The sequence below is a fragment of the Cellulomonas sp. P5_C5 genome, from assembly GCF_054049655.1.
This window is the reverse complement of sequence record NZ_JBFULY010000005.1, coordinates 132269-158694: the sequence shown is the minus strand read 5'-3', so window position 1 is coordinate 158694 and position 26426 is coordinate 132269. Positions and strand designations below refer to the sequence as shown.

The following is a 26426-nucleotide window of genomic DNA, read 5'->3' as shown; positions in this document are numbered from 1 at the left end:
CCGACGGCGCTGCCGACCGTCGTCGAAAGCGCTGTGAGACCCATGGCCGATCTGGCCTTCCTCGCGCTGACCGTGGTGTTCTTCGCCACCGTCGCGCTGCTCGCCCGCCGGGCGGACCGAACATGAGCGGCCTGGACATCACCGGTCTGGTCGTGGCCGGTGCGCTCCTCGTGTACCTGGTGGTCCAGCTGCTGCGTTCGGACAAGGTCCGATGAGCGCCACGTGGACCGCGATAGGCCAGATCGGGATCGTCGTCCTGGTCCTCGCCGTCGCGCACCGTCCCCTGGGTGACTACATCTTCCGGGTGCTGACCTCGCCGAAGCACCTCGCCGTGGAGCGCGTCGGGTACCGCGTCATGCGCGTCGACCCCGACGCCGAGCAGCGCTGGAGCACCTACCTGCTGTCCGTGCTCGGGTTCTCGCTGGCCTCCGTCCTGGTCCTGTTCGGCCTCGGCCGGCTGCAGGACAGGCTGCCCCTCGACATCGGGATGGCCCCGCTGGACCCGGCGGGCGCGTGGAACACGGCGGTCTCGTTCGTCACCAACACCAACTGGCAGTGGTACTCGGGTGAGGCGGCCGCCGGTCACCTCTACCAGATGGCCGGGCTCGCTGTGCAGAACTTCGTGTCCGCCGCGGTCGGCATCTCCGTCGTCGCGGCGCTGGCCCGCGGGTTCGCGCGGCACGGGACCGACTCCCGCGTCGGCAACTTCTGGGCGGACCTCGTCCGGGTGACCGTCCGGGTGCTGCTGCCGATCGCGTTCGTCGCGGCCCTCGTGCTCGTCGCCGCCGGCGTCATCCAGAACCTGAGCGCCCACACCGAGATCGGGACTCTGGCCGGCGGCACGCAGTCCGTGCTCGGCGGGCCGGTCGCCTCCCAGGAGGCCATCAAGGAGCTCGGAACCAACGGCGGTGGGTTCTTCAACGCCAACTCCGCCCACCCGTTCGAGAACCCGACCCCGTGGACCAATGCCCTCGAGGTCGTCCTGCTGCTGCTCATCCCGTTCAGCCTGCCCCGCACGTTCGGCCGGATCGTCGGCGACCGCCGCCAGGGCTGGGCCATCCTCGCCGCGATGGCGACGCTGTGGATCGCCGCCGTCGGCCTGCTCACCTGGGCGGAGATGGCTGGTCCCGGGCTGGTGCCCGCTGCCGCCGGAGGCGCGATGGAGGGCAAGGAGGTCCGCTTCGGCGAGGCCGCGTCCGCGCTGTTCGCGGCCTCGACGACGATGACCTCGACCGGTGCCGTCAACTCGATGCACGACTCGCTGACCGCGCAGGGCGGCGGTGTCGCCCTCGTCGGGATGCTGCTCGGTGAGGTGTCGCCGGGCGGCGTCGGCAGCGGGCTCTACGGCATGGTCGTGCTGATCATCGTCGCGGTGTTCCTGGCCGGGCTGATGGTCGGGCGGACGCCCGAGTACCTGGGCAAGAAGATCGGCCGGCAGGAGATCACGCTCGTCGCGCTGTACGTCCTGACGATGCCCGCGGTCGTGCTGATCGGCTCCGCGATCGCGATCTCGGTCCCCGCAGGTCTTGCCGGGCAGCTCCAGGGTGGTCCGCACGGCCTCTCGGAGATCGTCTACGCCTTCGCGTCCGCCGGGAACAACAACGGCTCCGCGTTCGCGGGCCTGACCGTGGGCACGCCGTTCTACAACACGTTGCTGGGCCTGGCGATGCTGGTCGGCCGGTTCGTGCCGATCGCGCTCGTGCTGGCACTTGCCGGCCGGTTCGCCAGCCAGCGGAAGGTACCCGAGGGTGCCGGCACGCTGCCGACCCACACGCCGCTGTTCGTCGGCCTCCTGGTGACCGTGACCCTCGTGGTCGTCGGCCTCACGTTCGTCCCTGTCCTGTCCCTCGGTCCCGTCGTGGAGTCCCTGTCATGAGCACCACCCTTCTCGAGAAGCCGCGCCCGGTCGCCGCCGCCCCGACGACGTTGTCCCCGGGGCAGCTCGCCACGGCCCTGCCCGGCGCCCTGCGGGGGCTGGATCCCCGCCGGCTCTGGGACTCGCCTGTCATGTTCGTCGTGGAGGTCGGCGCGGCGTTCACGACGGTCCTCGCGGTCGCCGAGCCGAGCGCGTTCGCGTGGTCGATCACCGTCTGGCTGTGGCTCACGGTCGTCTTCGCGACGCTCGCGGAGTCCGTGGCCGAGGGGCGCGGCAAGGCGCAGGCGGCGAGCCTGCGGGCCACGCAGCGGGAGACGACGGCCCGCAAGGTCGTGGGATCCAGCACCGCCGAGGTGCCCTCGTCGTCGCTGCAGGTCGGCGACGTCGTGGTCGTCGTCGCGGGGGAGACCATCCCCGGCGACGGCGACGTGATCGAGGGCGTCGCGAGCGTCGACGAGTCCGCGATCACGGGCGAGTCGGCACCGGTCATCCGGGAGTCCGGGGGAGACCGGTCCGCCGTCACGGGCGGCACGGTGGTCCTGTCCGACCGGATCGTCGTGCGGATCACCGCACCTGCTGGTCACACCTTCGTCGACCGGATGATCGCGCTGGTCGAGGGCTCGGAGCGGCAGAAGACGCCGAACGAGGTGGCGCTCAACGTGCTGCTCACCACGCTGACGATCGTGTTCCTGCTGGCGGTCGTCACCCTGCAGCCGTTCGCGGTGTACTCGGGCGCGCCGCAGACCCTGATCGTGCTGGTCGCGCTCCTGGTCTGCCTCATCCCGACCACCATCGGCGCCCTGCTGTCCGCGATCGGCATCGCGGGCATGGACCGGCTCGTGCGCCGCAACGTGCTCGCGATGTCCGGTCGCGCGGTCGAGGCCGCGGGCGACGTCGACGTGCTGCTCCTCGACAAGACGGGCACGATCACGCTCGGCAACCGGCAGGCCGCGGACCTGATCCCCGCGGCCGGGATCGACCCCGCGCTCCTCGCGGACGCCGCCCAGCTCTCGTCGATGGCCGACGAGACCCCGGAGGGGCGCTCGGTGCTGGTGCTGGTCAAGGAGCGGTTCGGGCTCCGCGAGCGGCCCGAGGGAGACCTCGTCGGCGCCGAGCTGGTGCCGTTCCAGGCGCGGACCCGGATGAGCGGCGTCGACCTGCCCGCCGCGGCGGACCGACCCGCACGGTCGGTCCGCAAGGGCGCCGCCGCCGCGGTCACCCACTGGGTCCGGTCCACGGGCGGCCACGCGGGCGACGACGTCGCGGCGACGGTCGACGCGATCTCCGCGTCGGGCGGTACCCCGCTCGTCGTCGCAGAACAGCACGACGACGGTCCGGCGCGCGTCCTGGGGGTCATCCACCTCAAGGACGTCGTGAAGGAGGGCATGCGCGAACGGTTCGATGCCCTGCGGGCGATGGGCATCCGGACGGTCATGGTCACGGGCGACAACCCGCTGACGGCCAGGGCGATCGGGCTCGAGGCCGGGGTGGACGACGTGCTCGCCGAGGCGACGCCCGAGGACAAGCTCGCGCTGATCCGGCGTGAGCAGGAGGGCGGACGGCTCGTCGCGATGGCTGGCGACGGCACGAACGACGCCCCCGCGCTCGCCCAGGCCGACGTCGGCGTCGCGATGAACACCGGGACGACCGCCGCGAAGGAGGCCGGCAACATGGTCGACCTCGACTCGAACCCGACCAAGCTGCTGGAGATCGTCGAGATCGGCAAGCAGCTGCTCATCACGCGCGGGGCCCTGACGACCTTCTCGGTGGCGAACGACGTCGCCAAGTACTTCGCGATCCTGCCGGCGATGTTCGTCGTCGCGTTCCCGCAGCTCGGCGTGCTGAACGTCATGCACCTGACCAGCCCGCAGTCGGCCATCCTCTCGGCCGTCATCTTCAACGCGCTGATCATCGTGGCGTTGCTCCCGCTCGCCCTGCGTGGCGTGCGGTACACGCCGTCGTCGGCCAGCGCCCTGCTGCGCCGCAACCTCCTGGTCTACGGGCTCGGCGGCGTCATCGCCCCGTTCCTCGGGATCAAGCTCATCGACCTGCTCGTCACTGCCCTGGGGATGTCCTGATGACCACGATCCGCCCGCACCACTCCGCAGGGTCCGACACCGTCGCCTTCGTCCGCCAGACCTGGGCCGGTCTGCGGGTGCTGCTCGTGCTCACGCTGGTGCTCGGGTTCGCCTACCCCCTCGCGGTCACCGGCATCGCGCAGGTCGCGTTCCCGTGGCAGGCGCAGGGATCGCTCGTCTCGTCGACGGGGGAGCGCGTGACGTCGCGCGACGACGCCGCGGGCTCTCTGCTGATCGGGCAGGCGTTCGACGGTCCTGAGTGGTTCCATCCGCGGCCGTCGGCCGCCGGCGACGGCTACGACACCCTCGCGTCCGCCGGGTCGAACCTGGGCCCGCTCAACGACGATCTCCTGGCCGCCGTCGAGGAGCGACGGACCGCCGTGGCGGACGCGGAGGGCGTCGAGCCGCAGGACGTCCCCGTCGACGCGCTCACGGCGTCAGGATCCGGGCTCGACCCGGACGTGTCGCCGGCGTACGCGGAGCTCCAGGTCGCTCGTGTCGCGCGGGAGCGGGGGCTCTCGCAGGACGAGGTCCGCGCACTCGTGGACGACGCCACCGTCGGTCGCGATCTCGGCGTCCTCGGCGAGCCCCGGGTGAACGTGCTCCGACTGAACCTCGCACTGCAGACAATGGGCACATGATCCGACCCGACGAGGGCGGCGCCGGCCCGCGCCGTGGCCGGCTGACCGTCTACCTCGGCGCCGCCCCCGGCGTCGGGAAGACGTACGCGATGCTCGACGAGGCCCACCGCCGGCTGTCCCGCGGGACCGACGTGGTGGTCGGCTTCGTCGAAGACCACGGCCGGCTCGCGACGGCGGCGCTCCTCGAGGGCCTCGAGGTCCTGCCGCGCCAGGTCCTGACCCATCGCGGGAGCGAGTTCACGGAGCTGGACGTGCCCGCGGTGCTCGCCCGGGCGCCGCAGGTGGTGATGATCGACGAGCTCGCGCACACGAACGTGCCCGGCAGCGTGCACGCCAAGAGGTGGCAGGACGTGCACGACCTCCTCGCGGCCGGCATCGACGTGGTGACCACCGTGAACGTGCAGCACCTGGAGTCGCTGAACGACGACGTCGAGGCGATCACCGGCGTCAAGCAGCGCGAGACGGTGCCCGACCACGTCGTGCGCGACGCGGACCAGATCCAGCTCGTCGACCTCGCGCCGGAGGCCCTGCGGCGGCGGCTCGCGCACGGCAACGTGTACCGGGCCGAGCAGATCGACGCCTCCCTGACGCAGTACTTCCGCGTCGGCAACCTCACCGCGCTGCGCGAGCTCGCCCTGCTGTGGCTGGCGGACCGGGTCGACGACGCGCTGACCACCTACCGGCGCGACCACCGGATCGAGTCGCCGTGGCCGGCACGCGAGCGCGTCGTCGTCGCGGTCACGGGCGGACCGGAGGGGGACACGCTCCTGCGGCGCGGAGCGCGGATCGCCCAGCGCGCCGCAGGCTCGGAGCTCCAGGCCGTGCACGTGCTGGCCACGGACGGTCTGCCGAGCGCGCCGCCCGCGCGGATCGCGGAGCAGCGCGCGCTGGTGGAGTCGCTCGGCGGGACGTTCCACACCGTCGTGGGGGAGGACGTCCCGAGCGCCGTCGTCGACTTCGCGCGCGGGGTGAACGCCACGATGATCGTCGTCGGCGTGTCCCGACGCAGTCGCTGGCGGGAGGCCGTCCGGGAGAGCAACGGCACCGAGATCGCCCGCCTGGCCGGCATGATCGACGTCCACCTGGTGACCCACGAGCGGGCCCGGGCCGGCCGTCGCCGGACCGGCCGCGGCTCCGCGTTGTCGGGGCCGCGGCGGACCGCCGGCTGGGTGGTCGCCCTGCTCGGGCCCGTCCTGCTCACGCTTCTGCTCTCGGTGATGGGTGACCTCGTCAGCCTGCCGACCGACCTCATGCTCTTCCTCGCGCTCACCGTCCTGGTCGCGCTCGTCGGCGGACTCTGGCCGGCCATCGTCAGCGCGGTCGTCGGCTTCCTGCTGCTCAACTGGTTCTTCACGCTCCCCACCGGGAAGCTCACCATCGCCGAACCCGAGAACGCGCTCGCGCTGGGAGTGTTCCTGCTGGTGGCGGCAGGGGTCGCCTCCGTGGTGGACCTGGCCGCCCGGCGGACGACCGAGGCGTTCCGCGCGCGCGCCGAGGCGTCCGCCCTGGCCGCGATCTCCCGGTCGGTCCTGTCGGGCGAGGACACCGCTGCTGCACTCGTCGCCCGGCTGCGCGAGACGTTCACGCTCGAGGCGGTCTCCCTGCTCGCGAGGAGCGGTGCCGGGTGGGAGGTCCTGGCGACGGACGGCGTCGACCCCGCCCTGGACCCCGACGCGGCCCAGGTGGTGCTCGTGGTCGACGACGAGCGGGTGCTCGCCCTGACCGGTCGGGTGCTGCCCGCGAGCGACCGCCGGGTGCTCGAGGCCTTCGCGTCGCAGGTCGGGATCGTGCTGGAGCAGGAGCGGCTGCGCGCCCAGGCGGAGCAGGCGCGCATCCTCGGCCAGGCGGACGCCACCCGCACCGCCCTGCTGGCTGCCGTCTCGCACGACCTGCGCACGCCGCTGGCGACCATCCGCGCCTCGGTCGACGGGCTGACGTCCACGGACCTCGACCTCGGCGACGCCGATCGGGCGGCCCTCGTCGGCACCCTCGAGGAGTCCACGGCCCGGCTGGAACGCCTCATCGACAACTTGCTCGACCTGTCACGGCTGCAGACCGGTAGCGTCCGACCCGTGCTGCGGGCGACGAGCATCGACGAGATCGTGCCGTTCGCGATCGAGGGATACCCGCCCGGCGCAGTCGTGCTCGACGTCCCGGACGATCTGCCTCTCGTGCACACCGACCCGGGCCTCCTGGAGCGCGTCGTCGCCAACCTGGTCTCCAACGCAGTGCGGCACGCGACGCCGGGCAGCCCGGTCGTCGTGGGGTCGGCGGTCGTCGGCAACGACGTCGTCGTGCGGGTGGTCGACGACGGGCCCGGCGTGCCCGACGACGTCAAGGAGCACATGTTCGCCGCGTTCCAGCGACTCGGAGACACCAGCGGCACGGGCCTCGGCCTCGGGCTCGCCGTCGCGGACGGGCTCGCGACCGCCGTCGGCGCCGAGCTGAGCGTCGAGGACACCCCAGGCGGGGGTCTCACGATGCTGGTGACGGTCCCGCTCGCGGAGACGGTGGCCTGATGGCCGGCAACAGGATCCTGGTCGTCGACGACGAGCCCGGGCTCGCGCACGCCCTGTCGATCACGCTGCGCGCCACCGGCTGGGAGGTCACGACCGCCGGCGACGGCGCCTCGGCGATCTCGGCGGCGGCGTCGCACGCACCCGACGTCGTGCTGCTCGACCTCGGCCTGCCGGACATGAGCGGGCTCGACGTCATCACCGCGATCCGCGGCTGGAGCCACGTGCCGATCGTGGTCCTGTCCGCTCGTCAGCACGGCGAGGACAAGGTCGACGCCCTCGACGCCGGTGCCGACGACTACGTGACCAAGCCGTTCGCCATGAACGAGCTGCTCGCCCGCCTGCGTGCGGCGGTCCGGCGGGCGTCCGTCCCGTCCGACACCGACGACGCGGTCGTCACCGCGGGTTCCCTGACCGTGGACCTCGCACGCCGGCGGGTGCTCCGGGACGGGGTCGAGGTCCGGCTGAGCCCGACGGAGTGGTCGATGCTCGAGGTCCTCGTCCGCAACCGTGGTCGGCTGGTCGGCCGGGTCCAGCTGCTCCAGGAGGTCTGGGGGCCGGGGTACTCCGACGAGACCCACTACCTGCGCGTGTACTCGGCTCTGCTCCGCCGCAAGCTCGAGGACGACCCGGCCCACCCGCGGCACATCATCACGCAGCCGGGCATGGGGTACATCTTCGAGCCGTGACGGGCCGTGTGCGCAGCTCAGGCCACGGCCGACGAGGAATGACGGGCTCGACGCGCGGCGGGGAGCCTCGCGAGGAGGATGGCGTCGTGACCACCGACGATGCGTGCTGCGCGCCCGGCGCCGTCCACGACCCGGCACCCCTGACGCTCGGCGTCCCCACTCTCGGCCGGGACGCGGCGGCGTCCCTGCGCGCCTCCGTCGTCGCGGACCTGGTCGACGTCCTCGGTGGCGAGTTCGTCATGGGTCACGACGGGCCTGACGGCTATGCGTCCGACGGCGAGGGCCCGGCCCACGTCGTCGCGCTGCGACCGTTCCGGATGATGCGGACGACCGTGACCAACGCCCAGTTCGCCGGCTTCGTCGGCGCGACGGGCTACCGGACCGAGGCCGAGGTCTACGGGTGGTCGTTCGTCTTCGCGGGTCTGCTGCCCGACGACTTCCCGCCGACCCGCGGGGTCGCCGCCACCCCCTGGTGGCGTCAGGTCGAGGGTGCCGACTGGCGGCACCCCGAGGGGTCGCACTCCGACGTGGTCGACCGGGCCGACCATCCGGTCGTCCACGTGAGCTGGTCGGACGCCACCGCGTTCGCCTCGTGGGCCGGGCTGCGGCTGCCGACGGAGGCCGAGTGGGAGCGCGCGGCGCGGGGCGGCCGTGCGGGCGCGCACTACCCGTGGGGGCACGAGCGGGAGCCCGGCGGCGAGCACCGGATGAACGTGTGGCAGGGGGAGTTCCCGGCGCGGAACACCGTCGAGGACGGCTACCTGGGCACGGCCCCGGCGGCCGCGTTCGCGCCCAACGACCTCGGCCTGCACAACACCACGGGCAACGTGTGGGAGTGGTGCCAGGACTGGTTCGCCGTGGACACCTACGGATCGTCGGCAGGCTCCGACCCGACGGGACCGGACCAGGGCTCGGCGCGGGTCATGCGGGGTGGGTCGTACCTGTGCCACGAGTCGTACTGCTTCCGGTACCGGGTCGACTCGCGCAGCTCGAACGCCCCGGACTCCTCGGCCGGCAACGTCGGGTTCCGGTGCGCCGCCGACGCGGCCTGGTGATGTCGGGTCGGGGGCCCCTAGTGTCGAGGAAGGCGGGCGATATGCCCGTGTCCGGACGGAGGACCCGATGCGCCCCGACAGCCACGCCCGCACCATGCTGCCGATCCCGGACCGGCCGGCGCCGACGCTGACGACGTACGACGCGAAGGACCCGGACACGGCGTTCCCGCCGATCGAGCCGCTCCTGCCGCCGCCGGGCGCACCGAACGTCGTCGTCGTCCTCCTCGACGACGTCGGCTTCGGCGCGTCGAGCGCGTTCGGGGGCCCGTGCAGCACGCCGACGGCCGAACGGCTGGCGAGCGACGGGCTGCGCTTCAACCGCTTCCACACGACCGCGCTGTGCGCCCCGACGCGGCAGGCGCTGCTGACCGGCCGCAACCACCACTCGGTCGGCATGGGCAGCATCACCGAGACGGCGACCTCGGCGCCCGGCAACAGCTCGGTGCGGCCGAACACGAAGGCGCCGCTCGCCATGACCCTCAAGCTCAACGGGTACTCGACGGCGCAGTTCGGCAAGTGCCACGAGGTGCCCGTCTGGCAGTCGTCGCCGATGGGCCCGTTCGACGCCTGGCCGTCCGGCGGGGGAGGTTTCGAGACGTTCTACGGGTTCATCGGTGGCGAGAACAACCAGTGGGACCCGGCGCTGTACGAGGGGACGACGCCGGTCGAGCCGCCCGCGACGGCCGAGGAGGGCTACCACCTCACGGAGGACCTGGCGGACCGGGCGGTGGGCTGGATCCGGCAGCAGAAGGCCCTCATGCCGGACAAGCCGTTCTTCGTCTACTTCGCGCCGGGCGCGACGCACGCCCCGCACCACGTCCCCAAGGAGTGGGCGGACAAGTACGCCGGGGTGTTCGACGACGGGTGGGACGTGCAGCGCGAGCGGACGTTCGCCCGGCAGATGGAGCTCGGGGTGATCCCGCAGGACGCCGAGCTGACCCCCCGTCACGACGAGATCCCGTCCTGGGAGGACATGCCCGACGAGCTCAAGCCCGTGCTGGCCCGCCAGATGGAGGTCTACGCCGGGTTCCTCGAGCACGTCGACCACCACGTCGGCCGGATCGTCGACACCCTGGACGACCTCGGGATCCTCGACGACACGCTCGTCTACTACATCATCGGCGACAACGGTGCGTCGGCCGAGGGCACCCTCAACGGCGCGTTCAACGAGATGGCGAACTTCAACGGCATGGCCGCCCTCGAGACGCCCGAGTTCCTGGCCGGCAAGCTCGACGAGCTCGGCTCGCCGTCCTCGTACAACCACTACGCGGTCGGCTGGTCCTGGGCGATGAACTCGCCCCTGCAGTGGACCAAGCAGATCGCGTCGCACTGGGGCGGCACCCGCAACGGGACGATCGTGCACTGGCCCGGCGGGATCGCCGAGAAGGGCGGGCTGCGCTCCCAGTTCACGCACGTCATCGACGTGGCCCCCACCGTCCTGGAGGCCGCCGGGCTGCCCGAGCCGGCGATGGTCAACGGTGTGCAGCAGTCGCCCATGGAGGGCACGAGCATGCTGTACACGTTCGACCAGCCGGACAGCCCGGAACGCCACGACCTGCAGTACTTCGAGATGTTCGGCAACCGCGGGATCTACCACCGCGGGTGGAGCGCGGTCACCAAGCACCGCACGCCCTGGATCATGGTCGGCGGCACGGTGCCGGCGTTCGACGACGACGTGTGGGAGCTCTACGACGGCTCCGTCGACTTCAGCCAGGCCCACGACCTGGCCGCCGAGCGCCCGGACCTGCTCGCCAAGCTGCAGCGCCTCTGGCTGATCGAGGCCACGAAGTACAACGTGCTGCCCATCGACGACCGCACGTCCGAGCGGCTCGAACCGTCGATGGCCGGGCGGCCGACGCTCCTGCGCGGCACGTCCCAGCTCTTCTTCGCCGGCATGGGCCGACTGTCGGAGAACAGCGTCGTGAGCATGAAGAACCGCTCGTACTCGATCACGGCCGAGGTCGACGTCCCCGGGCCGGACGTGCACGGGGTGCTCATCGCGCAGGGCGGGCGGTTCGGCGGCTGGAGCGTGTGGGTCGACCGGGGTCGCCTGACGTACACGTACAACCTCCTCGGGATCCAGGAGTTCACCGTCACCGCGGACGAGCCGGTGCCGTCCGGCAAGCACCAGCTGCGCATGGAGTTCGCGTACGACGGCGGCGGCCTGGCCAAGGGCGGCGACGTGGCCCTCTTCCACGACGGCACGCAGGTGGGCACGGGCCGCGTCGCGGCGACGCAGCCGATGATCTTCTCCGCCGACGAGACCACCGACGTCGGCTACGAGTCCGGCACCTCCGTGAGCTCGGGCTACGACTCCCGGACCAGCCGCTTCACGGGGAAGATCCACTGGGTCCAGCTGGATGTCGGCACCGACGACCACGACCACGTCATCGACCCCGAGGAACGCCTGCGCATCGCCATGGCCCGGCAGTAGCGGGGTCGGCAGAGCGTCGTGACGGGCACGGCGCCGGGGCCGCGGTCTCGACGAGCGTCCGCGAGGCGCGGACGTCCGCGGGCACTGCAGCACGTGCCCGGGTCGAGAGGCTCGAGCGCGGCGATCGTGACCGCCGAGAACGTCGGCACCTGCCATGGCCGAGGGGCACGCTCGCACGTAGGCTCGACACCGTCCGCAACGCATCGTCGGGGCGCCGACCGTCCACGTTCAGGCAGTCGGGCCCTCGACCTCCGCTCTCCGCTGGTCACACCTCCGCTGGCCAGACCCGCACAGGCGCAGGGCGTCCACGCACATGATCGGCGACGCCGGCGCCCGGTCGCCGGACCGCGTTCGCGCTGTCAGGGCGACCGTGCGCGACGCGCCACCACCAAGGCTGGTGACTCGTGGCTACGTACAAGGTCGGGTACTTCGTGGGCAGCCTGTCCTCGACGTCGATCAACCGCACCCTCGCGACGGCATTGATCCGGCTGGCGCCGGACGACCTGGAGTTCAGCGAGATCCCGATCCGGGACCTGCCGCTGTACAGCCAGGACTACGACGAGAACTTCCCGCCTGAGGCCCAGGCGCTCAAGGACGCGATCGGCGGCGTCCAGGCGCTCCTGCTCGTCACGCCGGAGTTCAACCGGTCGATCCCCGGCGCCCTCAAGAACGCCATCGACTGGGCGTCACGGCCGTGGGGTCAGAACTCCTTCGACCACATCCCGGCCGGCGTCATCGGGATCTCGATCGGCGCGATCGGCACCGCGATGGCGCAGCAGAGCCTGCGCGCAGTGCTGAGCTTCGTCAACGCCCGGCAGATGACCGCACCCGAGGCGTACCTGACGTGGAGACCAGACCTGTTCTCGGAGGACGGCGAGGTGCTCGTGGAGTCCACCAAGCAGTTCCTGACCGCGTTCATGGCCGAGTTCCGCGAGCACGTCGTCCGAGTCCTGACCGTGCTGCCGAGGTAGCACCTGGCGAAGACCGGGCACGCGACCGCGGTGCTGGAGGGTGTCTGCGGACGCGACGGCGCCGACTCGCCGGCCGGCTAGCCGCCGCGACCGCCTGACGTCCGCCACCCAGGAAGCGCCGGGCGTCGGGCCCGCTGCGGAGAGGCCAGCCACACCTTCGTGGCGCCGCGGCGCCGTGCGGCCTAGCGTCGAGCTCATGGCCGACCTCGGGAGACCGACGGCCCGACCGGTCGACACCGGCCGGGGTCGGGACGCCGCGCGGCTGAACTGGCTCCGCGCCGGCGTGCTCGGCGCGAACGACGGGATCATCTCGACCGCGGGCCTGGTCGTCGGGGTCGCCGGGGCGACGACGCAGATCGGGCCGATCCTCGTGGCAGGCATCGCCGGGCTGGTGGCGGGTGCGGTGTCGATGGCGCTCGGTGAGTACGTGTCGGTGAGCAGCCAGCGCGACGCGGAACGGGCCCTGATCGAGCAGGAACGTCGGGACGTCGAGGACGATCCCGACGGCGAGCTGGACGAGCTCGTCGGGATGTACGAGTCCAAAGGTCTCTCGCGCGGTACCGCACGCCTCGTGGCTGCGGAGCTGACCGCCCGCGATCCGCTGGCCGCTCATCTCGACGTCGAGCTCGGGCTCGACCCGCGTGCGCTGACGAACCCCGTGCACGCGGCGATCTCGTCGGGCATCTCCTTCACCGCCGGAGCGGTCCTGCCGTTGCTGGCGGTCTCGCTCGCGCCGGCGTCCGTCCGGGTCGCGGTGACGTTCGCCGCGGTCCTTGTCGCACTGGCCGTCACCGGCGGTATCAGCGCACGTCTCGGCGGTGCGCGTCGGCTGCCGGCGGTCGTGCGCCTGGTCGTCGGGGGCGCCGTGGCGATGATCGTCACCTACGCCGTCGGCCGCCTTCTCGGCGTGTCCGGTCTGTAGGGGGCCCGGCATGGGGACAGGGGTGCCGCTGCTGCTGGTCGAGGACGACCGGCAGCTGGCCGCGATGCTCGAGCAGATCCTCACGGGCGAGGGGTACGACGTGGACCTCGCACCGGACGGCCAGCGGGGTCTGCACCTCGGGCTCACCCGCAGCTACGACGTCCTCGTGCTCGATCGCGGCCTGCCTGCGATCGAGGGTCTCGACCTGCTGGCCCGCCTGCGCTCGCGGGGCGTCCTGACGCCCGCACTGGTCCTGTCCGCGCTCGGCAACCCCGCCGATCGCGTGGCAGGTCTGGATGCGGGCGCCGAGGACTACATGAGCAAGCCGTTCGACCTCGACGAGCTGGCCGCCCGGCTGCGCGCCCTGCGTCGACGGCACCGCGACGAGGCGACGACGATCGCGGTGCCGGGGGGCTCGCTCGACGTCGGTGCCCGGGCGGTGGCCCTCGCCGGCAACGGGTCCGTCAGCCTGACGGAACGCGAGAGTGCCCTGCTCGAGGTGCTGGCGCGCCGCCCCCGGCACGTGTTCAGCCGGCCCGACCTCCTGGACCGGGTGTTCCCCGACGCCGAGGACGAAGGGATCGTCGACACCTACGTCTACTACCTGCGTCGCAAGCTCGGCCGCAGGTGCGTGTCGACGGTCCGGGGGTCCGGGTACCGCCTGGGTGACGCATGACGAACCTCACGGCTCACGAACGGCTCCTCGTCCGGCGCACGTCATGGCGGCTGGGGCTCCAGATCGCCGCGCTCGTCCTCGTCGTGCTCGGTGCGGTGTCGGCGACGGTCCTCGTCGTCGTGAGCCGGTCGCAGCACGCCGCGGGCCTGTCCCAGATCAGCGCGGCCGTCCACTCGGTCGACGACGCCCACGACGCCCCGCCGGGGATGTGGGTCGCGGTCGTCCGTCACGGCGCCCTGGAGACCTCGGCGGACATGCCGACCGGCCTCCCCGACGTCGACGCCCTGCGCGACGCGGCGCAGAGCACGACCGACCTGCGCACGACCGTCTCCACCAGCGCTGGTGAGGTCACGGTCGTGACCGGGCGTTCCCGGGACCGGGTCGTGCAGGCGGCGCTCGACCCGCGCGCCGGCCACGAGGAGCGCGAGCGGCTCCTCACGGCGCTGCTCGTCGCGGGCGGGGTGGGGGTCGCGCTCGCCGGGCTCGGCGGTGCGTGGCTCGCCCGCCGCGCGGTCCGGCCGATGGTGGGCGCGCTGAGCCTGCAACGGCGGTTCGTCGCCGACGCCAGCCACGAGCTGCGGACGCCGCTGACGCTCCTGTCCACGCGGGCCCAGCTGCTGGACCGGCACATGACGGCCGACTGGGGGACGGCACCGCCGGACCGCGTGCAGCACGATGTCGTCGGGCTCCTGGCCGACACCGCCGCGCTCACGGCCGTCCTCGACGACATGCTGCTGGCGGCGGACGCCCGATCGGTCGACCCGGTCCCGGTCGACGTCGCCGGCGTGGCTGACGAGGTCGTCGAGGCGGCGCGCGCCTCGGGGGAGCACCGCGGCGTCACGCTGACCCGGTCGGGCGAGCCCCGGGCCGTGGCTCTCGCCTCGACCGCCTCGGTCCGACGAGCCGTGACGGCGCTCGTCGACAACGCCCTGGACCACGCGGCAGTCAGCGTGGAGGTCTCGGTGACGACCGCCGGCGACCGCATCTCGGTGTCGGTGCGCGACGACGGTCCGGGACTGGCTGCCGACGAGGAGGACCTGTTCCGGCGGTTCGCGTCGCGCCGCAACGAGACGGACGGCGACCCGGGGCGACGGCACTACGGGATCGGCCTCGCGCTCGTCGCCGAGGTCGCGTCCCAGCACGGGGGCTCCGTGCGGGCGTCGTCGCGCCCGGGCGCGGCCACAGGAGCGGTGATCACCCTCGAGCTGCCAGCAGCCCCGCGCCCGACCGGTCGGTGAGGACCCTCCCGTCGACAGTCACGGCGATCACCGCGCTGGCCCCCACGCCGGCCGCCCATGTCACGCCGTCCGGCCCGAGCGCCAGCACGCTCGTGGCCAGCACGTCGGCGGTGGTGAGGTCGGGGGCGACGACCGTCGCCGACAGCAGCGACGTGGCGAGGGCGCCGGTGCGGCCGTCCCACACGTGGTTGCCGCGCTCGTAGGTGCCGGAGGTCGCGACGGCACCGTCGCGCAGCTCCAGGACAGCCAGGAACGCCTCGCCGACCAGAGGGTCTCGCACGGCCACGTGCCATCCGCGGCCGGGCTCCGGCTCGCCGCGCGTCACCACGTCCCCTCCGGCGTTCCAGCAGAAGCGTGCCAGCCCGCGCGCCACCAGCAGGTCTGCTGCCCGTTGGACGGCCCACCCCTTGACCACACCGTCGGTGTCCACGGACCCGTCGGGGCGACGGACCGAGAAGGCGCCGCCCGAGTCCCGCCATGCCCGTCCCGCCAGGCCCATGACCTCCCGCAGGTCGTCGGACAGCTCCGCCGGGGACAGCTCGCCCCGCCCGAAGCGGCTGACCTCGCTGTCGGGGTCGTGCCGGCTGAACCGCCGGTCCGCCGCGTGCAGCGAGGCGAACGCGCTGGCGACGAGCCCGGGCGTCGTGGCCGGGTCGCCGTCGCGCACGTCCACCGACACGGGTATGCCCATGACGGTCTCCAGCCGGCGCACCCGTCAGCCCCGCTGGTCGATCGCCGACTGGACGGACTCGCGGTACCCCTGAGACGTGTACGTGGCGCCCGAGACGGTGTCGATGTGCGCGGACTGTGCCGCGAGCACCTCCTCGGCCAGCACGGGGACGGAGCGCTCCGAGATCTGCGCGCTCTCGCGTTCACGGTCCGGTGCCTGCAGCGTCTGCACGTCGGTGATCGTGCTGCCGGTGAAGGTCACCGCGACCTGGACCGCGCCGTAGCGGTTCTGCACGACGGAACCCACGATCGTGACGGTGTCAGAGGTCGCACCGCCGGCCGTGCCCGTCCCCGCCGACCCGGTGCCCGTGGACGCTCCGGGCGTCGCCGGAGACCTCGAGCTCTCCACGCCCGATGCGGCCGGTTGATCGGCGGGTTGCGGCACGACGCCGGCGAACCGGCTGACGCCCGCCGCAGCCATCGCGGCCGCTGCGCCCAGGAAGATCAGCGTCCCTCGCCAGGGTCGGGAGGCCATCAGCCCAGCTCCTCTCGGTGGATCGCGGCGGCCGGCACCCCGAGGGCGCGCGCCGAGCGAGCGACGGTCGTCATCATCGCGTCGGGTCCGCAGACGAACACGTCCCGCTCGGCGATGTCCGGGACGGCCCGGGCCAGGTACGCGGGCGCGAGCGGGTCGTGCCGGAGCTGTGCACGCCGGCCGGGCAGCGGGAGGTAGTGCAGCCACGGCGACGGTGTGAACTCCGCAGCGAGAGCCAGCCCGTCGGCCGTGTGCGCACGGTGGATGACGACGATCTCGTGCTCGCGTCGCAGCAGGTCCTCGGCCAGCGCGCGGATGGGCCCGATCCCGGCGCCACCCGCGACGAGGAGCACCTTGCGGGCGGTCGCGCGCTCCGCCGTGAAGCGGCCGAACGGTCCCTCGACCAGCACGCGCGTCCCGACGCGGATCTGTGCGACGGCCGAGGAGTGGTCGCCGAGCGCGCCGACGGTGAAGCGCAGGCTGTCGCCCGTCGGGACCATCGACAGCGAGTAGGGATGTGCCGTCCCGAGGTGCCCCCGGGTGAGGAAGCGCACGAGGAAGTACTGGCCACCGTGCGCGTCGAGCCGCTGCAGACCCGACCCCGTGAGCCACACGCTGGCCAGACCGCGACCCTCCGGCACGACCGCCGCCACCCGAAGGCCGTACCGCCGGTGGCCCAGGAGCGGCAGGGCCACGCGCCAGGTGAGGACCGACAGCGCCGTCCCCGCGTACAGGGCGATCCAGGCGAGCCGGGCGAGGGGGTTCGGGACGATGTGCGTCCCGCCCGCGACCTGGTGGAAGAACGTGAGGAAGATCGCCACGTAGCTGGTCAGGTGCATCGCGAACCAGACCTCGTACGACAGGCGCTGCCGGGCCAGGCGGGCGCTCGACACCCCGACGGCGAGGAAGAGCGCCGTACCGACCACGGCGGGCCACAGGTACGGCTGCGTCGCCAGGACGCTCGGCACCTCGGCCCACAGCGTCGTCCGGTCCAGCCACGCACCTCCGACGACCATCAGCACGACGTGGGTCACGATCAGCAGGACGACGCTCGTCCCGAGCGACCGGTGCCACGACACGAGGCGGTCGAGCCCGACCGAGCGTTCGAACCACGGCACCCGTGCGATGAGCAGGAGCTGCGCGCAGACCAGGAACGACCCGAGCAGCCCCGCCAGCTCACCGAGGCTCATCACCGCACCACCGGGTGTCGCACCGACCAGCGGCGACGTCCCCAGCCACCAGAACGCCAGCACAGCGAGCGAGCCCGCCCACAGCGCAGCCAGCACGCCCGACGGGCCGCGGCCCGGTCGCCGTGCCGCCGGCGCGGCGACCGACGGTCGTGCGACGTGCTCGGTGGTCGTTGCCATGTCGAGGAGTCTGTCGCCGTGTTCTCAGAGGATTCTCGGAGCCCGCGACACGCTGGCAAGACGCCAGAACGTTCCTGCCGTTCAGATGTGCCCGCGAAAGGACTCGAACCTTCGACCTTCTGCTCCGGAGGCAGACGCTCTATCCACTGAGCTACGCGGGCCGCTCACCGACCCGGGGGTCGATGCGGTGCACGACACTACCAGCCGATCTCACTCACCCAGGAGTGCGGACAGGTACCGGGTCGTCTCGTCGGCGGCCTTGCCGTCGTCGCCCGCGACGATGGCCTCGACGAGGATGTCGTGCGCGTCGTGGCCGTGCGCGTCGGTGACGAAGTTGAAGCGGATGTTCTCCCCGATCGCGTCCAGCAGGTTCTCGTAGAGGGTGACCAGCAGGGGGTTCGCGGTGGCGCGGACGATCGCACGGTGCAGGTCGAGGTCGGTGCTGACCATCGCGTCCAGGTCGCCCGCGCGGTAGGCGGCGGCCCGTTCGTCGCGACGCTGGAGCAGGGCGGCGGCGTCCGTGGCGCTGCGCCGCCGGGCGGCCAGCCGGGCGGCCTCGACCTCGAGCGCGCGGCGGACCTCGACGACGTCGCGCTGGCGGGCGTCGGCGATCTGCCGGCCCATGGTGACGGCGAGCTCCGAGCGGGACAGCACATAGGTGCCGGACCCCTGCCGCCGTTCGAGCAGCCCCGCGTGGACCAGAGACTGCACGGCCTCGCGCACCGTGTTGCGGCCGACGCCGAGGAGGTCGACGAGCGCAGGCTCCGGCGGGATCCGCGTCCCCACGGGCCACTGCCCGGTCTCGATCCGTCCCCGGAGCTCCTCGACCGCGGTGTCGATCAGTCCGGTGCGTCGCACCATCCGGTTAGGCTCCGTTTCGAGGGATCGACGTGTCGAACGTGCAGTCAACACCGGCGGTCGGGCACACGCCAGACCCCGGGGCGGATGATTCCGGCCGCCGCACCCGCCCGGACCAGGAGTTTCTCGTCGTGCCGTCCCTCATGCCGCCGCCAGCACCCTGGCGTGGCCGCATCGTCGTGCTGGCCGGCATCGTGCTCGTCGGCCTCAACCTGCGCATCGCGGTGGCGGCCGTCTCGCCGATCATCGAGGTGGTCCGGCAGGACTTCGCACTGACCGACACCCAGGTCGGCCTGCTCGGCACCGTCCCCGTCGCGTCGTTCGCGCTGTTCGGCTCGCTGGCCACCCCGGTCGCCCGTCGCCTCGGGCTCGAGCCGACGCTGATCCTGGCGCTCCTGCTGTCGATGTCCGGAGAGCTCCTGCGGGCGCTGGCCGGCAGCGCGCCGGCGTTCATCGGGTGGTCGGTGATCGCGCTCGGCGGCCTCGGGATGGGCAACGTGCTGCTCCCACCCCTGGTGAAGCGGTACTTCCCCGACCGCATCGGCACCGTCACCGCGTCGTACTCGGTGGCGATGTCCGTGAGCGCCGCGGTGCCGCCGCTCGTCGCGCTGCCCGTGGCGCAGGCCGTCGGCTGGCGCTGGTCGGTCGGGATGTGGGCGATCCTCGGGTTCGCGGCGGTCGTGCCGTGGGTGGTCGTGATCGTGCAGTCCGTGTCGGCTCGGTCGCACCTCCGCACGCTCTTGCGACGAGTGCCTCGCAGCGACCGGCCGGTGGCCCTGGTGCGCGCCGGTGCGCAGGAGAGCCGGATCGTGTGGCGCTCGCGGCTGGCCTGGGCCCTGGTGATCGTGTTCTTCGCCAACACCACGTGCACGTACGTGCTGTTCGCGTGGCTGCCGGAGATCCTCGCCGACGCGGGCCTGGGAGCCGACGTGGGCGGCCGGTGGCTGGCGGTCTTCGCGATCCTCGGCCTGCCGGCGTCGATCCTCTCCCCGGTCCTCACCGCACGGATGCGCAACCCGTACCCGCTGGTGGTCGGCTTCGTCGCGTGCTGGGTCGCCGGGCTCCTCGGGCTCATGCTCGCGCCCGCGCACGGGACCGTCGTCTGGATGGTGCTGCTCGGCATCGGGCCGGGGACGTTCCCGATCATGCTCGCGCTCATCGGCCTGCGGTCGCGCACGCCCGCGATCGCCGTCGCGCTGTCCGGGATGGTGCAGGGCCTCGGGTACGCGCTCGCGGTCGTCGGGCCGGTCGGCATCGGGGTCCTGCACGTCGCGACGGGCTCGTGGCACGAGCCGCTGCTGGTGCTGCTCGGGCTGGTGGCGCTGCTGCTCGTGGCGGGCTGGTTCGCGTGCCGGCCGACGATGCTGGGGCCGGAGCCCGCTGCATAAGCGCTCCCACCGGCTCGGTACCCTTCTCCGGTGACTCCCGCCCAGCTCTCCGAGGCCCTCCGGGCCGCCCTCGTGCACGCCGTCGACGACGGCACGTTCGCTCTCGACCCCGCCGCGATCCCCGCGACCGTGCACCTCGAGCGACCCCGGCAGCGCGACCACGGCGACTGGGCAACCAACGTGGCGATGCAGCTGGCGAAGAAGGCCGGCACCAACCCGCGCGCCTTCGCGGAGGAGCTCGCCCGCCGGCTGGAGCAGACCGAGGGCGTCGCCACGGTCGAGGTCGCCGGTCCCGGCTTCCTGAACATCCGGCTCGACGCGGCCGCCGCCGGTGAGCTGGCGCGCTCCGTCGTCGAGCAGGGCGGCGAGTACGGGAACAACGAGACGCTGGCCGGCGTCGCGCTCAACCTCGAGTTCGTGTCCGCCAACCCGACGGGCCCGCTGCACATCGGCGGCGTGCGCTGGGCCGCGGTCGGCGACAGCCTGGCGCGGGTGCTCCAGGCGTCCGGCGCGGCGGTGAGCCGCGAGTACTACTTCAACGACCACGGCGCGCAGATCGACCGGTTCTCCCGCTCGCTGCTGGCGCGGGCGCTCGGGGAGCCGGCGCCCGAGGACGGCTACGGCGGCAACTACATCTCCGAGATCGCGGAGCAGGTGGTGGCCGACGCCCTCGCCGCCGGCGAGACCGACCCACGGACCCTGCCGTTCGACGAGGCCAACGAGGCGTTCCGCGCGCGGGGCGTGGACCTGATGTTCGCGGAGATCCGCAAGTCCCTGGAGGACTTCGGCGTCGAGTTCGACGTCTACTTCCACGAGGACTCGCTGCACAAGTCCGGTGCCGTCGACCACGCGGTCGCGCGCCTGCGGGAGCTCGGTCACGTCTTCGAGGCCGACGGCGCGACCTGGCTGCGCACCACGACCTTCGGCGACGACCGCGACCGCGTGATCATCCGGTCCAACGGCGAGGCCGCCTACATCGCGGGCGACATCGCGTACTACCTGGACAAGCGGGAGCGCGGGTTCGACCGCGTCGTGATCATGCTGGGTGCCGACCACCACGGGTACATCGGCCGCATGATGGCGATCTGCGCCGCGTTCGGGGACACCCCGGGCGTCAACCTGGAGATCCTCATCGGGCAGCTGGTGAACCTGGTCAAGGACGGCTCCCCGGTCCGGATGAGCAAGCGCGCGGGCACGGTGGTGACCATCGACGACCTCGTGGACGCCGTCGGCGTCGATGCCGCCCGGTACGCGCTGGCGCGCTCGTCGGCGGACTCGATGATCGACCTGGACCTCGACCTGCTGTCGAGCGCCAAGAACGAGAACCCCGTCTTCTACGTGCAGTACGCGCACGCCCGGACGGCGAGCGTGGGTCGGAACGCGGCTGAGGCGGGGGTCCGTCGCGAGGACGGGTTCGACGCGTCCCTGCTGGACCACGAGAGCGAGTCCGTGCTGCTCGGGCGCATCGCGGAGTTCCCGCGCGTGGTCGCGCAGGCGGCCGAGCTGCGCGAGCCGCACCGGGTCGCGCGGTACCTCGAGGAGCTCGCCGGCAGCTACCACAAGTGGTACGACCAGCGCCGGGTGCTCCCGTTCGGCGACGAGGTGGTCGGCGACGTGCACCGCACCCGCCTGTGGCTGAACGACGCCACCCGCCAGGTCCTGGCCAACGGTCTGGGGCTGCTGGGCGTCAGCGCCCCGGAGCGGATGTGACCACGACGGTCCCCGGCGAGCCCTGGTCCACGGGGGTCGCCCGGACGGCCGACGGTGCCGTGGCGGTCGCGGGCGTCGACGTGCGCGAGCTGGCCGTCGAGCACGGCACGCCCGCCTACGTCCTCGACGAGGCCGACCTGCGCACCCGCGCGCGTGGCTACCGACGCGCGTTCGAGACGGCGTTCGCGGAGATCGGCGCGGGCGTCGACGTGTACTACGCGGGCAAGGCGTTCCTGTCGGTCGCGGTCGCGCAGTGGGTGCACGAGGAGGGCCTGCGCGTCGACACGGCCACGGGCGGCGAGCTCGCGGTCGCGCTGCGCGCCGGGATCCCGGGCGCCGACATCGGTCTGCACGGCAACAACAAGTCGGACGCGGAGATCGCGCGGGCGCTCGACGCGGGCGTCGGCCGGATCATCGTCGACTCGCTCGTGGAGATCGACCGGGTGGCCGACGCGGTCGCGGCCCGCGGGGGCGAGCCGGCACCCGTGATGGTCCGCGTCACCACGGGCGTGCACGCGGGCGGCCACGAGTACATCTCCACGGCCCACGAGGACCAGAAGTTCGGCCTCTCGATCGCGTCGCCCGACGGCGACTCGCCCGCGATGCTCGGGCTGCTCGCCGTGCTCGCGCGGCCCGAGCTGCGGCTGCTCGGCATCCACTCCCACATCGGCTCGCAGATCCTGGACCCGTCCGGGTTCGAGGTCGCGGCCCGCGCGGTGCTGACCCTGCGCGCGCAGCTCGCGGAGCGCACCGGCGTGCTGGTCGGCGAGGTCGACCTCGGCGGCGGCTACGGCATCGCGTACCTGCCGGGGGAGGTCGCCCTCGACCCGGACCGGATCGCCAAGGACGTCGCCGCCTCCGTGCAGGCGACCGCCATCGACCTCGGCACCCCGCTGCCGCGGTTCTCCATCGAGCCCGGTCGCGCGATCGTCGGCCCGGCCGGCCTGACGCTCTACACGGTCGGCACGGTCAAGCCCGTGCGGATCGACGACGGGAGCGTCCGCACCTACGTGTCGATCGACGGCGGCATGAGCGACAACATCCGCCCCGCCCTGTACGGCGCGCACTACCACGCCGAGATCGTCGGCCGGCTGGCGACCGCCGGGACGGTGCTGGCGCGCGTCGTCGGCAAGCACTGCGAGAGCGGCGACATCGTCGTGCACGAGGTGCAGCTGCCCGCCGACGTCCGGGCCGGCGACCTGCTGGCCGTCGCGGCGACGGGGGCGTACGGGCGGTCGATGGCGTCCAACTACAACCACGTGCCGCGCCCACCGGTGGTCGCGGTGACCGACGGCGGGTCCCGCGTGCTGGTCCGCCGCGAGACCGAGGACGACCTCCTGGCGCTCGACCTCGGCTGACCGGACCACCGCTCGGACCGCGCGTCCCGACAGGCGGGACGCACCCCTATCCTGGGGGCGCTCCCGCCCGATCCGACTGGAGGCCGTCCCGTGCCCTCGCCCGTGCCCGCCCACCCGCCCCTGCGCGTCGCCGTCCTCGGCTGCGGCGTCGTCGGTACCGAGGTGGTGCGGCTGCTCACGACGCAGGCGGCGGACCTGGCCTCGCGCGTGGGCGCGCCGCTGGAGCTCGTCGGCGTCGCGGTCCGCGACGTGGAGTCCGAGCGGGACGCGGTGGTCGACCGCGCGCTGCTCACCACCGACGCGGAGTCGCTGGTCGAGCGCGCCGACGTCGTCGTCGAGGTCATGGGCGGCATCGAGCCCGCCCGGAGCCTGCTGCTGCGGGCGATCGCCGGCGGCGCGTCCGTCGTGACCGCCAACAAGGCCCTCCTCGCGCAGGACGGCCCGACGCTGTACGCCGCGGCCGACGAGGCCGGCGTCGACGTGTACTTCGAGGCGGCCGTCGCCGGCGCCATCCCGATCGTCCGCCCGGTGCGCGAGTCGCTCGCGGGGGACCGCGTGACGCGGGTGCTGGGCATCGTCAACGGCACCACCAACTACGTCCTGGACAAGATGGCGTCCGAGGGCCTCGACCTGGACCAGGCCGTCAAGGAGGCCCAGGCGCTCGGCTACGCGGAGGCGGACCCGACGGCCGACGTCGAGGGCTACGACGCCGCCGCGAAGGCCGCGATCCTCGCGTCGCTCGCGTTCCACACCCGGGTGTCCATCGAGGACGTCTCCCGCGAGGGCATCACGTCGCTGACCGCCGACGACGTCCTGTGGGCCCAGCGCACGGGCTACGTGCTCAAGCTCCTGGCGATCGCCGAGCGCGGCACGGCCGACGGCGTGGAGGGCGTGCAGGTCCGGGTGCACCCCGCGCTGGTGCCCGTGAGCCACCCGCTCGCGAACGTCCGCGGCGCCTACAACGCGGTGTTCGTCGAGGCGGAGGCCGCGGGCGAGCTCATGTTCTACGGCCGCGGCGCCGGCGGCGAGCCCACGGCGTCGGCGGTGCTCGGTGACGTCGTGTCGGTGGCGCGTCACCGCGTGCTGGGCGGCAAGGGGCCCGTCGAGTCCCGCTACGCCGAGCTGCCCGTGCTGCCGGCCGCCGCGGCGCGCACCCGCTACCAGGTGCGGCTCGAGGTCGCGGACCGGCCCGGGGTGCTGGCCCAGGTCTCGACGGTCCTGGCGTCGCACGACGTGTCGATCGAGGCCGTGCGCCAGACCCCGGTGTCCGAGACGCCCGACGCCGACTACGCGCGCCTGGTGATCACCACGCACGCCGCCCCCGAGCATGCGTTGCGCAGCACCGTCGAGGCCATCCAGGGTCTCGACGTCGTGCGTCGTGTCGTGTCCGTCCTGCGAGTCGAGGGAGCCTGATGGCCCACCAGTGGCGTGGCGTGATCGCCGAGTACGCCGACCGTCTGCCCGCCCACGTCCAGGAGCGCGTCATCACGCTCGGGGAGGGCGGCACGCCGCTCGTCCCGTCGCCGACGCTCTCCCAGCGCACGGGTGCCGAGGTCTTCATCAAGGTCGAGGGCATGAACCCGACCGGGTCGTTCAAGGACCGCGGCATGACGACCGCCATGTCGGCCGCGGCCGGCCGCGGGGCCAAGGCCGTGGTGTGCGCGTCGACGGGCAACACGTCCGCCTCGGCCGCGGCGTACGCCACGCGCGCGGGCATGGTCTGCGCGGTACTGGTGCCGGACGGCAAGATCGCGATGGGCAAGCTCAGCCAGGCGATCGCGCACGGCGCGACGCTGCTGCAGGTCGACGGCAACTTCGACGACTGCCTGGTCGCCGCCCGCAAGCTCGCCGAGTCCTACCCGGTCGAGCTGGTGAACTCGGTCAACCCCGACCGCATCGAAGGCCAGAAGACGGGTGCGTTCGAGATCGTCGACGCCCTCGGCGACGCCCCCGACATCCACGTCCTCCCGGTCGGCAACGCCGGCAACATCACGGCGTACTGGAAGGGCTACCGCGAGTACGCGGGGCTCGACGCCGGTGCAGCTCACACTGCGGTCGCCACGCACACCCCGATCATGTGGGGCTTCCAGGCCGCCGGCGCCGCGCCGATCGTCAAGGGCCACCCGGTCGACCAGCCCGAGACCATCGCCACGGCGATCCGGATCGGCAACCCCGCGTCCTGGCAGCAGGCCGAGGAGGCCCGCGACGTGTCCGGCGGTCTCATCGAGGCGGTCACCGACGAGCAGATCCTCGCCGCGCACCGCGTGCTCTCCGCCGAGGTCGGGATCTTCGTCGAGCCCGCGTCCGCGTCCGGCGTGGCGGGGCTGCTGCGGCTCAGCGACGAGGGTCGCGTCCCGGCCGGCGCCCGCATCGTCATCACGGTCACCGGGCACGGGCTCAAGGACCCGCAGTGGGCGCTGCGCACCCCCGACGGCAGCGACGTCGTGCCCGTGCGGATCTCGTCCGACGTGGTGTCCATCGCCACCGCCCTCGGCCTGGACTGAGGCCCGCGATGCGCCTGGGTGCGGACCACGTCCGCGTCCGCGTCCCCGCCACCAGCGCCAACCTCGGGCCGGGGTTCGACGCGTTCGGCATCGCCCTCGGGCTCTACGACGAGCTCGAGGTGCGGGCGCTCGCCTCGCCGGGCGTCACGGTCGAGGTCACGGGGGAGGGCGCCGGGCAGGTACCCGACGACGAGCAGCACCTCGTGGTCAGCTCGCTGCGCGCCGCCCTGGACCACGTCGGGGCGTCGCAGACCGGCCTGCACCTCGTCTGCCACAACCGCATCCCGCACGGCCGCGGGCTCGGCTCGTCCGCCGGGGCGGTCGTGGCGGGGATCGTCGCAGCCCGCGGGCTGATCGCCGAGCCGGAGGCGCTGTCCGACGACGTCGCGATCGACCTGGCCGCGCGCATCGAGGGGCACCCGGACAACGCGGCACCGGCGCTGCTGGGCGGGGCGACGCTCGCGTGGCGTGACGACGGCCGGTTCCGCGCCATCGACCTCCAGGTCCACGACGACATCGCGCTGCTCGCGATCGTCCCCCCGAACCACCTGTCCACCAAGGCGGCCCGCGGGGTCCTGCCCGCGACGGTCCCGCACGCCGACGCCGCGTTCCAGGCGGGCCGCGCGGCCGTGCTGGTCGAGGCGCTCGCCCGGCGTCCCGACCTGCTCCTGACCGCCACCCAGGACCGGCTGCACCAGGAGTACCGACGGTCCGTCATGCCGGGCTCGCTGTCGCTCGTCGACGTGCTGCGGGCCGAGGGCGTCGCCGCGGTGGTGTCCGGCGCGGGCCCGACGGTGCTGGTGCTCGCACGCCACGACGGCGACGGGAAGACCGACGCCGACGACGCCGTCCGCGTGGCGTTCGGCGGGGCGATGGGCGGCTGGCAGATCCTGCCTCTGCCGGTCGACCGCACGGGCGCGACCGTCCAACGGGTGACATGA

22 protein-coding genes and 1 tRNA gene are annotated in these 26426 nt (G+C 73.1%); 18 read left to right on the top strand and 5 right to left on the bottom strand.

Going from position 1 to position 26426, the window contains the following annotated elements; all coding sequences use genetic code 11:
- Positions 1-122 precede the first annotated feature (122 nt).
- From ACXJKF_RS06815 to ACXJKF_RS06760, 12 genes are all read left to right on the top strand, one after another.
- Complete coding sequence (locus tag ACXJKF_RS06815) at positions 123-215, top strand: potassium-transporting ATPase subunit F (RefSeq protein WP_175346430.1); 93 nt, start codon at positions 123-125, stop codon at positions 213-215.
- Positions 212-1876, top strand: a complete 1665-nt coding sequence (gene kdpA / locus ACXJKF_RS06810; protein ID WP_456786972.1) for a potassium-transporting ATPase subunit KdpA — start codon at positions 212-214, stop codon at positions 1874-1876. The genes ACXJKF_RS06815 and kdpA overlap by 4 nt, the downstream gene beginning before the upstream one ends.
- Positions 1873-3954: a potassium-transporting ATPase subunit KdpB gene (gene kdpB, locus ACXJKF_RS06805; RefSeq protein ID WP_456786971.1), complete on the top strand. Its 2082-nt coding sequence runs from the start codon at positions 1873-1875 to the stop codon at positions 3952-3954. The genes kdpA and kdpB overlap by 4 nt, the downstream gene beginning before the upstream one ends.
- Positions 3954-4595, top strand: a complete 642-nt coding sequence (gene kdpC / locus ACXJKF_RS06800; protein WP_456786970.1) for a potassium-transporting ATPase subunit KdpC — start codon at positions 3954-3956, stop codon at positions 4593-4595. Before kdpB ends, kdpC begins: the two co-directional genes overlap by 1 nt.
- Positions 4592-7114 carry a DUF4118 domain-containing protein gene (locus ACXJKF_RS06795; RefSeq protein WP_456786969.1) on the top strand — a complete coding sequence of 841 codons (2523 nt, stop codon included), beginning with the start codon at positions 4592-4594 and terminating at the stop codon, positions 7112-7114. Before kdpC ends, ACXJKF_RS06795 begins: the two co-directional genes overlap by 4 nt.
- On the top strand, positions 7114-7800 hold the full coding sequence (locus tag ACXJKF_RS06790; protein WP_456786968.1) for a response regulator: 687 nt from the start codon (positions 7114-7116) through the stop codon (positions 7798-7800). The genes ACXJKF_RS06795 and ACXJKF_RS06790 overlap by 1 nt, the downstream gene beginning before the upstream one ends.
- 38 nt (positions 7801-7838) lie before the next feature.
- Positions 7839-8855, top strand: coding sequence for a formylglycine-generating enzyme family protein (locus ACXJKF_RS06785; RefSeq protein WP_456786967.1), 1017 nt, complete (start codon positions 7839-7841; stop codon positions 8853-8855).
- 67 nt (positions 8856-8922) lie between these two features.
- Entirely contained in the window at positions 8923-11289 is a 2367-nt protein-coding gene (locus ACXJKF_RS06780) for a sulfatase-like hydrolase/transferase (protein ID WP_456786966.1), read from the top strand.
- A 404-nt stretch (positions 11290-11693) separates the two neighbouring features.
- A complete protein-coding gene (locus ACXJKF_RS06775; protein ID WP_456786965.1) occupies positions 11694-12260 on the top strand; it encodes an NADPH-dependent FMN reductase in 567 nt (188 codons plus the stop codon).
- 196 nt (positions 12261-12456) lie between these two features.
- Positions 12457-13182: a VIT1/CCC1 transporter family protein gene (locus tag ACXJKF_RS06770; protein ID WP_456786964.1), complete on the top strand. Its 726-nt coding sequence runs from the start codon at positions 12457-12459 to the stop codon at positions 13180-13182.
- A gap of 10 nt (positions 13183-13192) precedes the next feature.
- Positions 13193-13858 (top strand): response regulator transcription factor, encoded by a 666-nt coding sequence (locus ACXJKF_RS06765; RefSeq protein ID WP_456786963.1) that lies wholly within the window; start codon positions 13193-13195, stop codon positions 13856-13858.
- Positions 13855-15096: a sensor histidine kinase gene (locus tag ACXJKF_RS06760; RefSeq protein WP_456786962.1), complete on the top strand. Its 1242-nt coding sequence runs from the start codon at positions 13855-13857 to the stop codon at positions 15094-15096. Before ACXJKF_RS06765 ends, ACXJKF_RS06760 begins: the two co-directional genes overlap by 4 nt.
- Here the strand turns inward: ACXJKF_RS06760 and ACXJKF_RS06755 are convergent.
- The 5 genes from ACXJKF_RS06755 to ACXJKF_RS06735 all read right to left on the bottom strand — a co-directional run bounded on the left by ACXJKF_RS06755 (position 15053) and on the right by ACXJKF_RS06735 (position 18528).
- On the bottom strand, positions 15053-15787 hold the full coding sequence (locus ACXJKF_RS06755; protein WP_456786961.1) for an FAD:protein FMN transferase: 735 nt from the start codon (positions 15785-15787) through the stop codon (positions 15053-15055). The genes ACXJKF_RS06760 and ACXJKF_RS06755 overlap by 44 nt on opposite strands.
- 24 nt (positions 15788-15811) lie before the next feature.
- Positions 15812-16300, bottom strand: coding sequence for an FMN-binding protein (locus ACXJKF_RS06750; RefSeq protein WP_456786960.1), 489 nt, complete (start codon positions 16298-16300; stop codon positions 15812-15814).
- A complete protein-coding gene (locus ACXJKF_RS06745) occupies positions 16300-17667 on the bottom strand; it encodes a ferredoxin reductase family protein (RefSeq protein WP_456786959.1) in 1368 nt (455 codons plus the stop codon). The genes ACXJKF_RS06750 and ACXJKF_RS06745 overlap by 1 nt, the downstream gene beginning before the upstream one ends.
- A gap of 88 nt (positions 17668-17755) precedes the next feature.
- Positions 17756-17828: transfer RNA gene (locus ACXJKF_RS06740), tRNA-Arg, on the bottom strand.
- A gap of 49 nt (positions 17829-17877) precedes the next feature.
- The gene (locus ACXJKF_RS06735) at positions 17878-18528 is read right to left on the bottom strand and encodes a FadR/GntR family transcriptional regulator (protein WP_456786958.1); all 651 of its coding nucleotides are present in this window, start codon (positions 18526-18528) and stop codon (positions 17878-17880) included.
- Positions 18529-18656: 128 nt separating this feature from the next.
- On the opposite strand from ACXJKF_RS06735, the gene ACXJKF_RS06730 reads away from it, so the two are divergent.
- From ACXJKF_RS06730 to thrB, 6 genes are all read left to right on the top strand, one after another.
- On the top strand, positions 18657-19913 hold the full coding sequence (locus tag ACXJKF_RS06730) for an MFS transporter (protein ID WP_456786957.1): 1257 nt from the start codon (positions 18657-18659) through the stop codon (positions 19911-19913).
- Positions 19914-19943: 30 nt separating this feature from the next.
- Entirely contained in the window at positions 19944-21623 is a 1680-nt protein-coding gene (gene argS / locus ACXJKF_RS06725; protein WP_456786956.1) for an arginine--tRNA ligase, read from the top strand.
- Positions 21620-22981 (top strand): diaminopimelate decarboxylase, encoded by a 1362-nt coding sequence (gene lysA, locus ACXJKF_RS06720; RefSeq protein ID WP_456786955.1) that lies wholly within the window; start codon positions 21620-21622, stop codon positions 22979-22981. The genes argS and lysA overlap by 4 nt, the downstream gene beginning before the upstream one ends.
- Before the next feature lie 90 nt (positions 22982-23071).
- A complete protein-coding gene (locus ACXJKF_RS06715) occupies positions 23072-24394 on the top strand; it encodes a homoserine dehydrogenase (protein ID WP_456786954.1) in 1323 nt (440 codons plus the stop codon).
- Positions 24394-25485: a threonine synthase gene (gene thrC / locus ACXJKF_RS06710; RefSeq protein WP_456786953.1), complete on the top strand. Its 1092-nt coding sequence runs from the start codon at positions 24394-24396 to the stop codon at positions 25483-25485. Before ACXJKF_RS06715 ends, thrC begins: the two co-directional genes overlap by 1 nt.
- 8 nt (positions 25486-25493) lie before the next feature.
- Positions 25494-26426 (top strand): homoserine kinase, encoded by a 933-nt coding sequence (gene thrB / locus ACXJKF_RS06705; RefSeq protein WP_456786952.1) that lies wholly within the window; start codon positions 25494-25496, stop codon positions 26424-26426.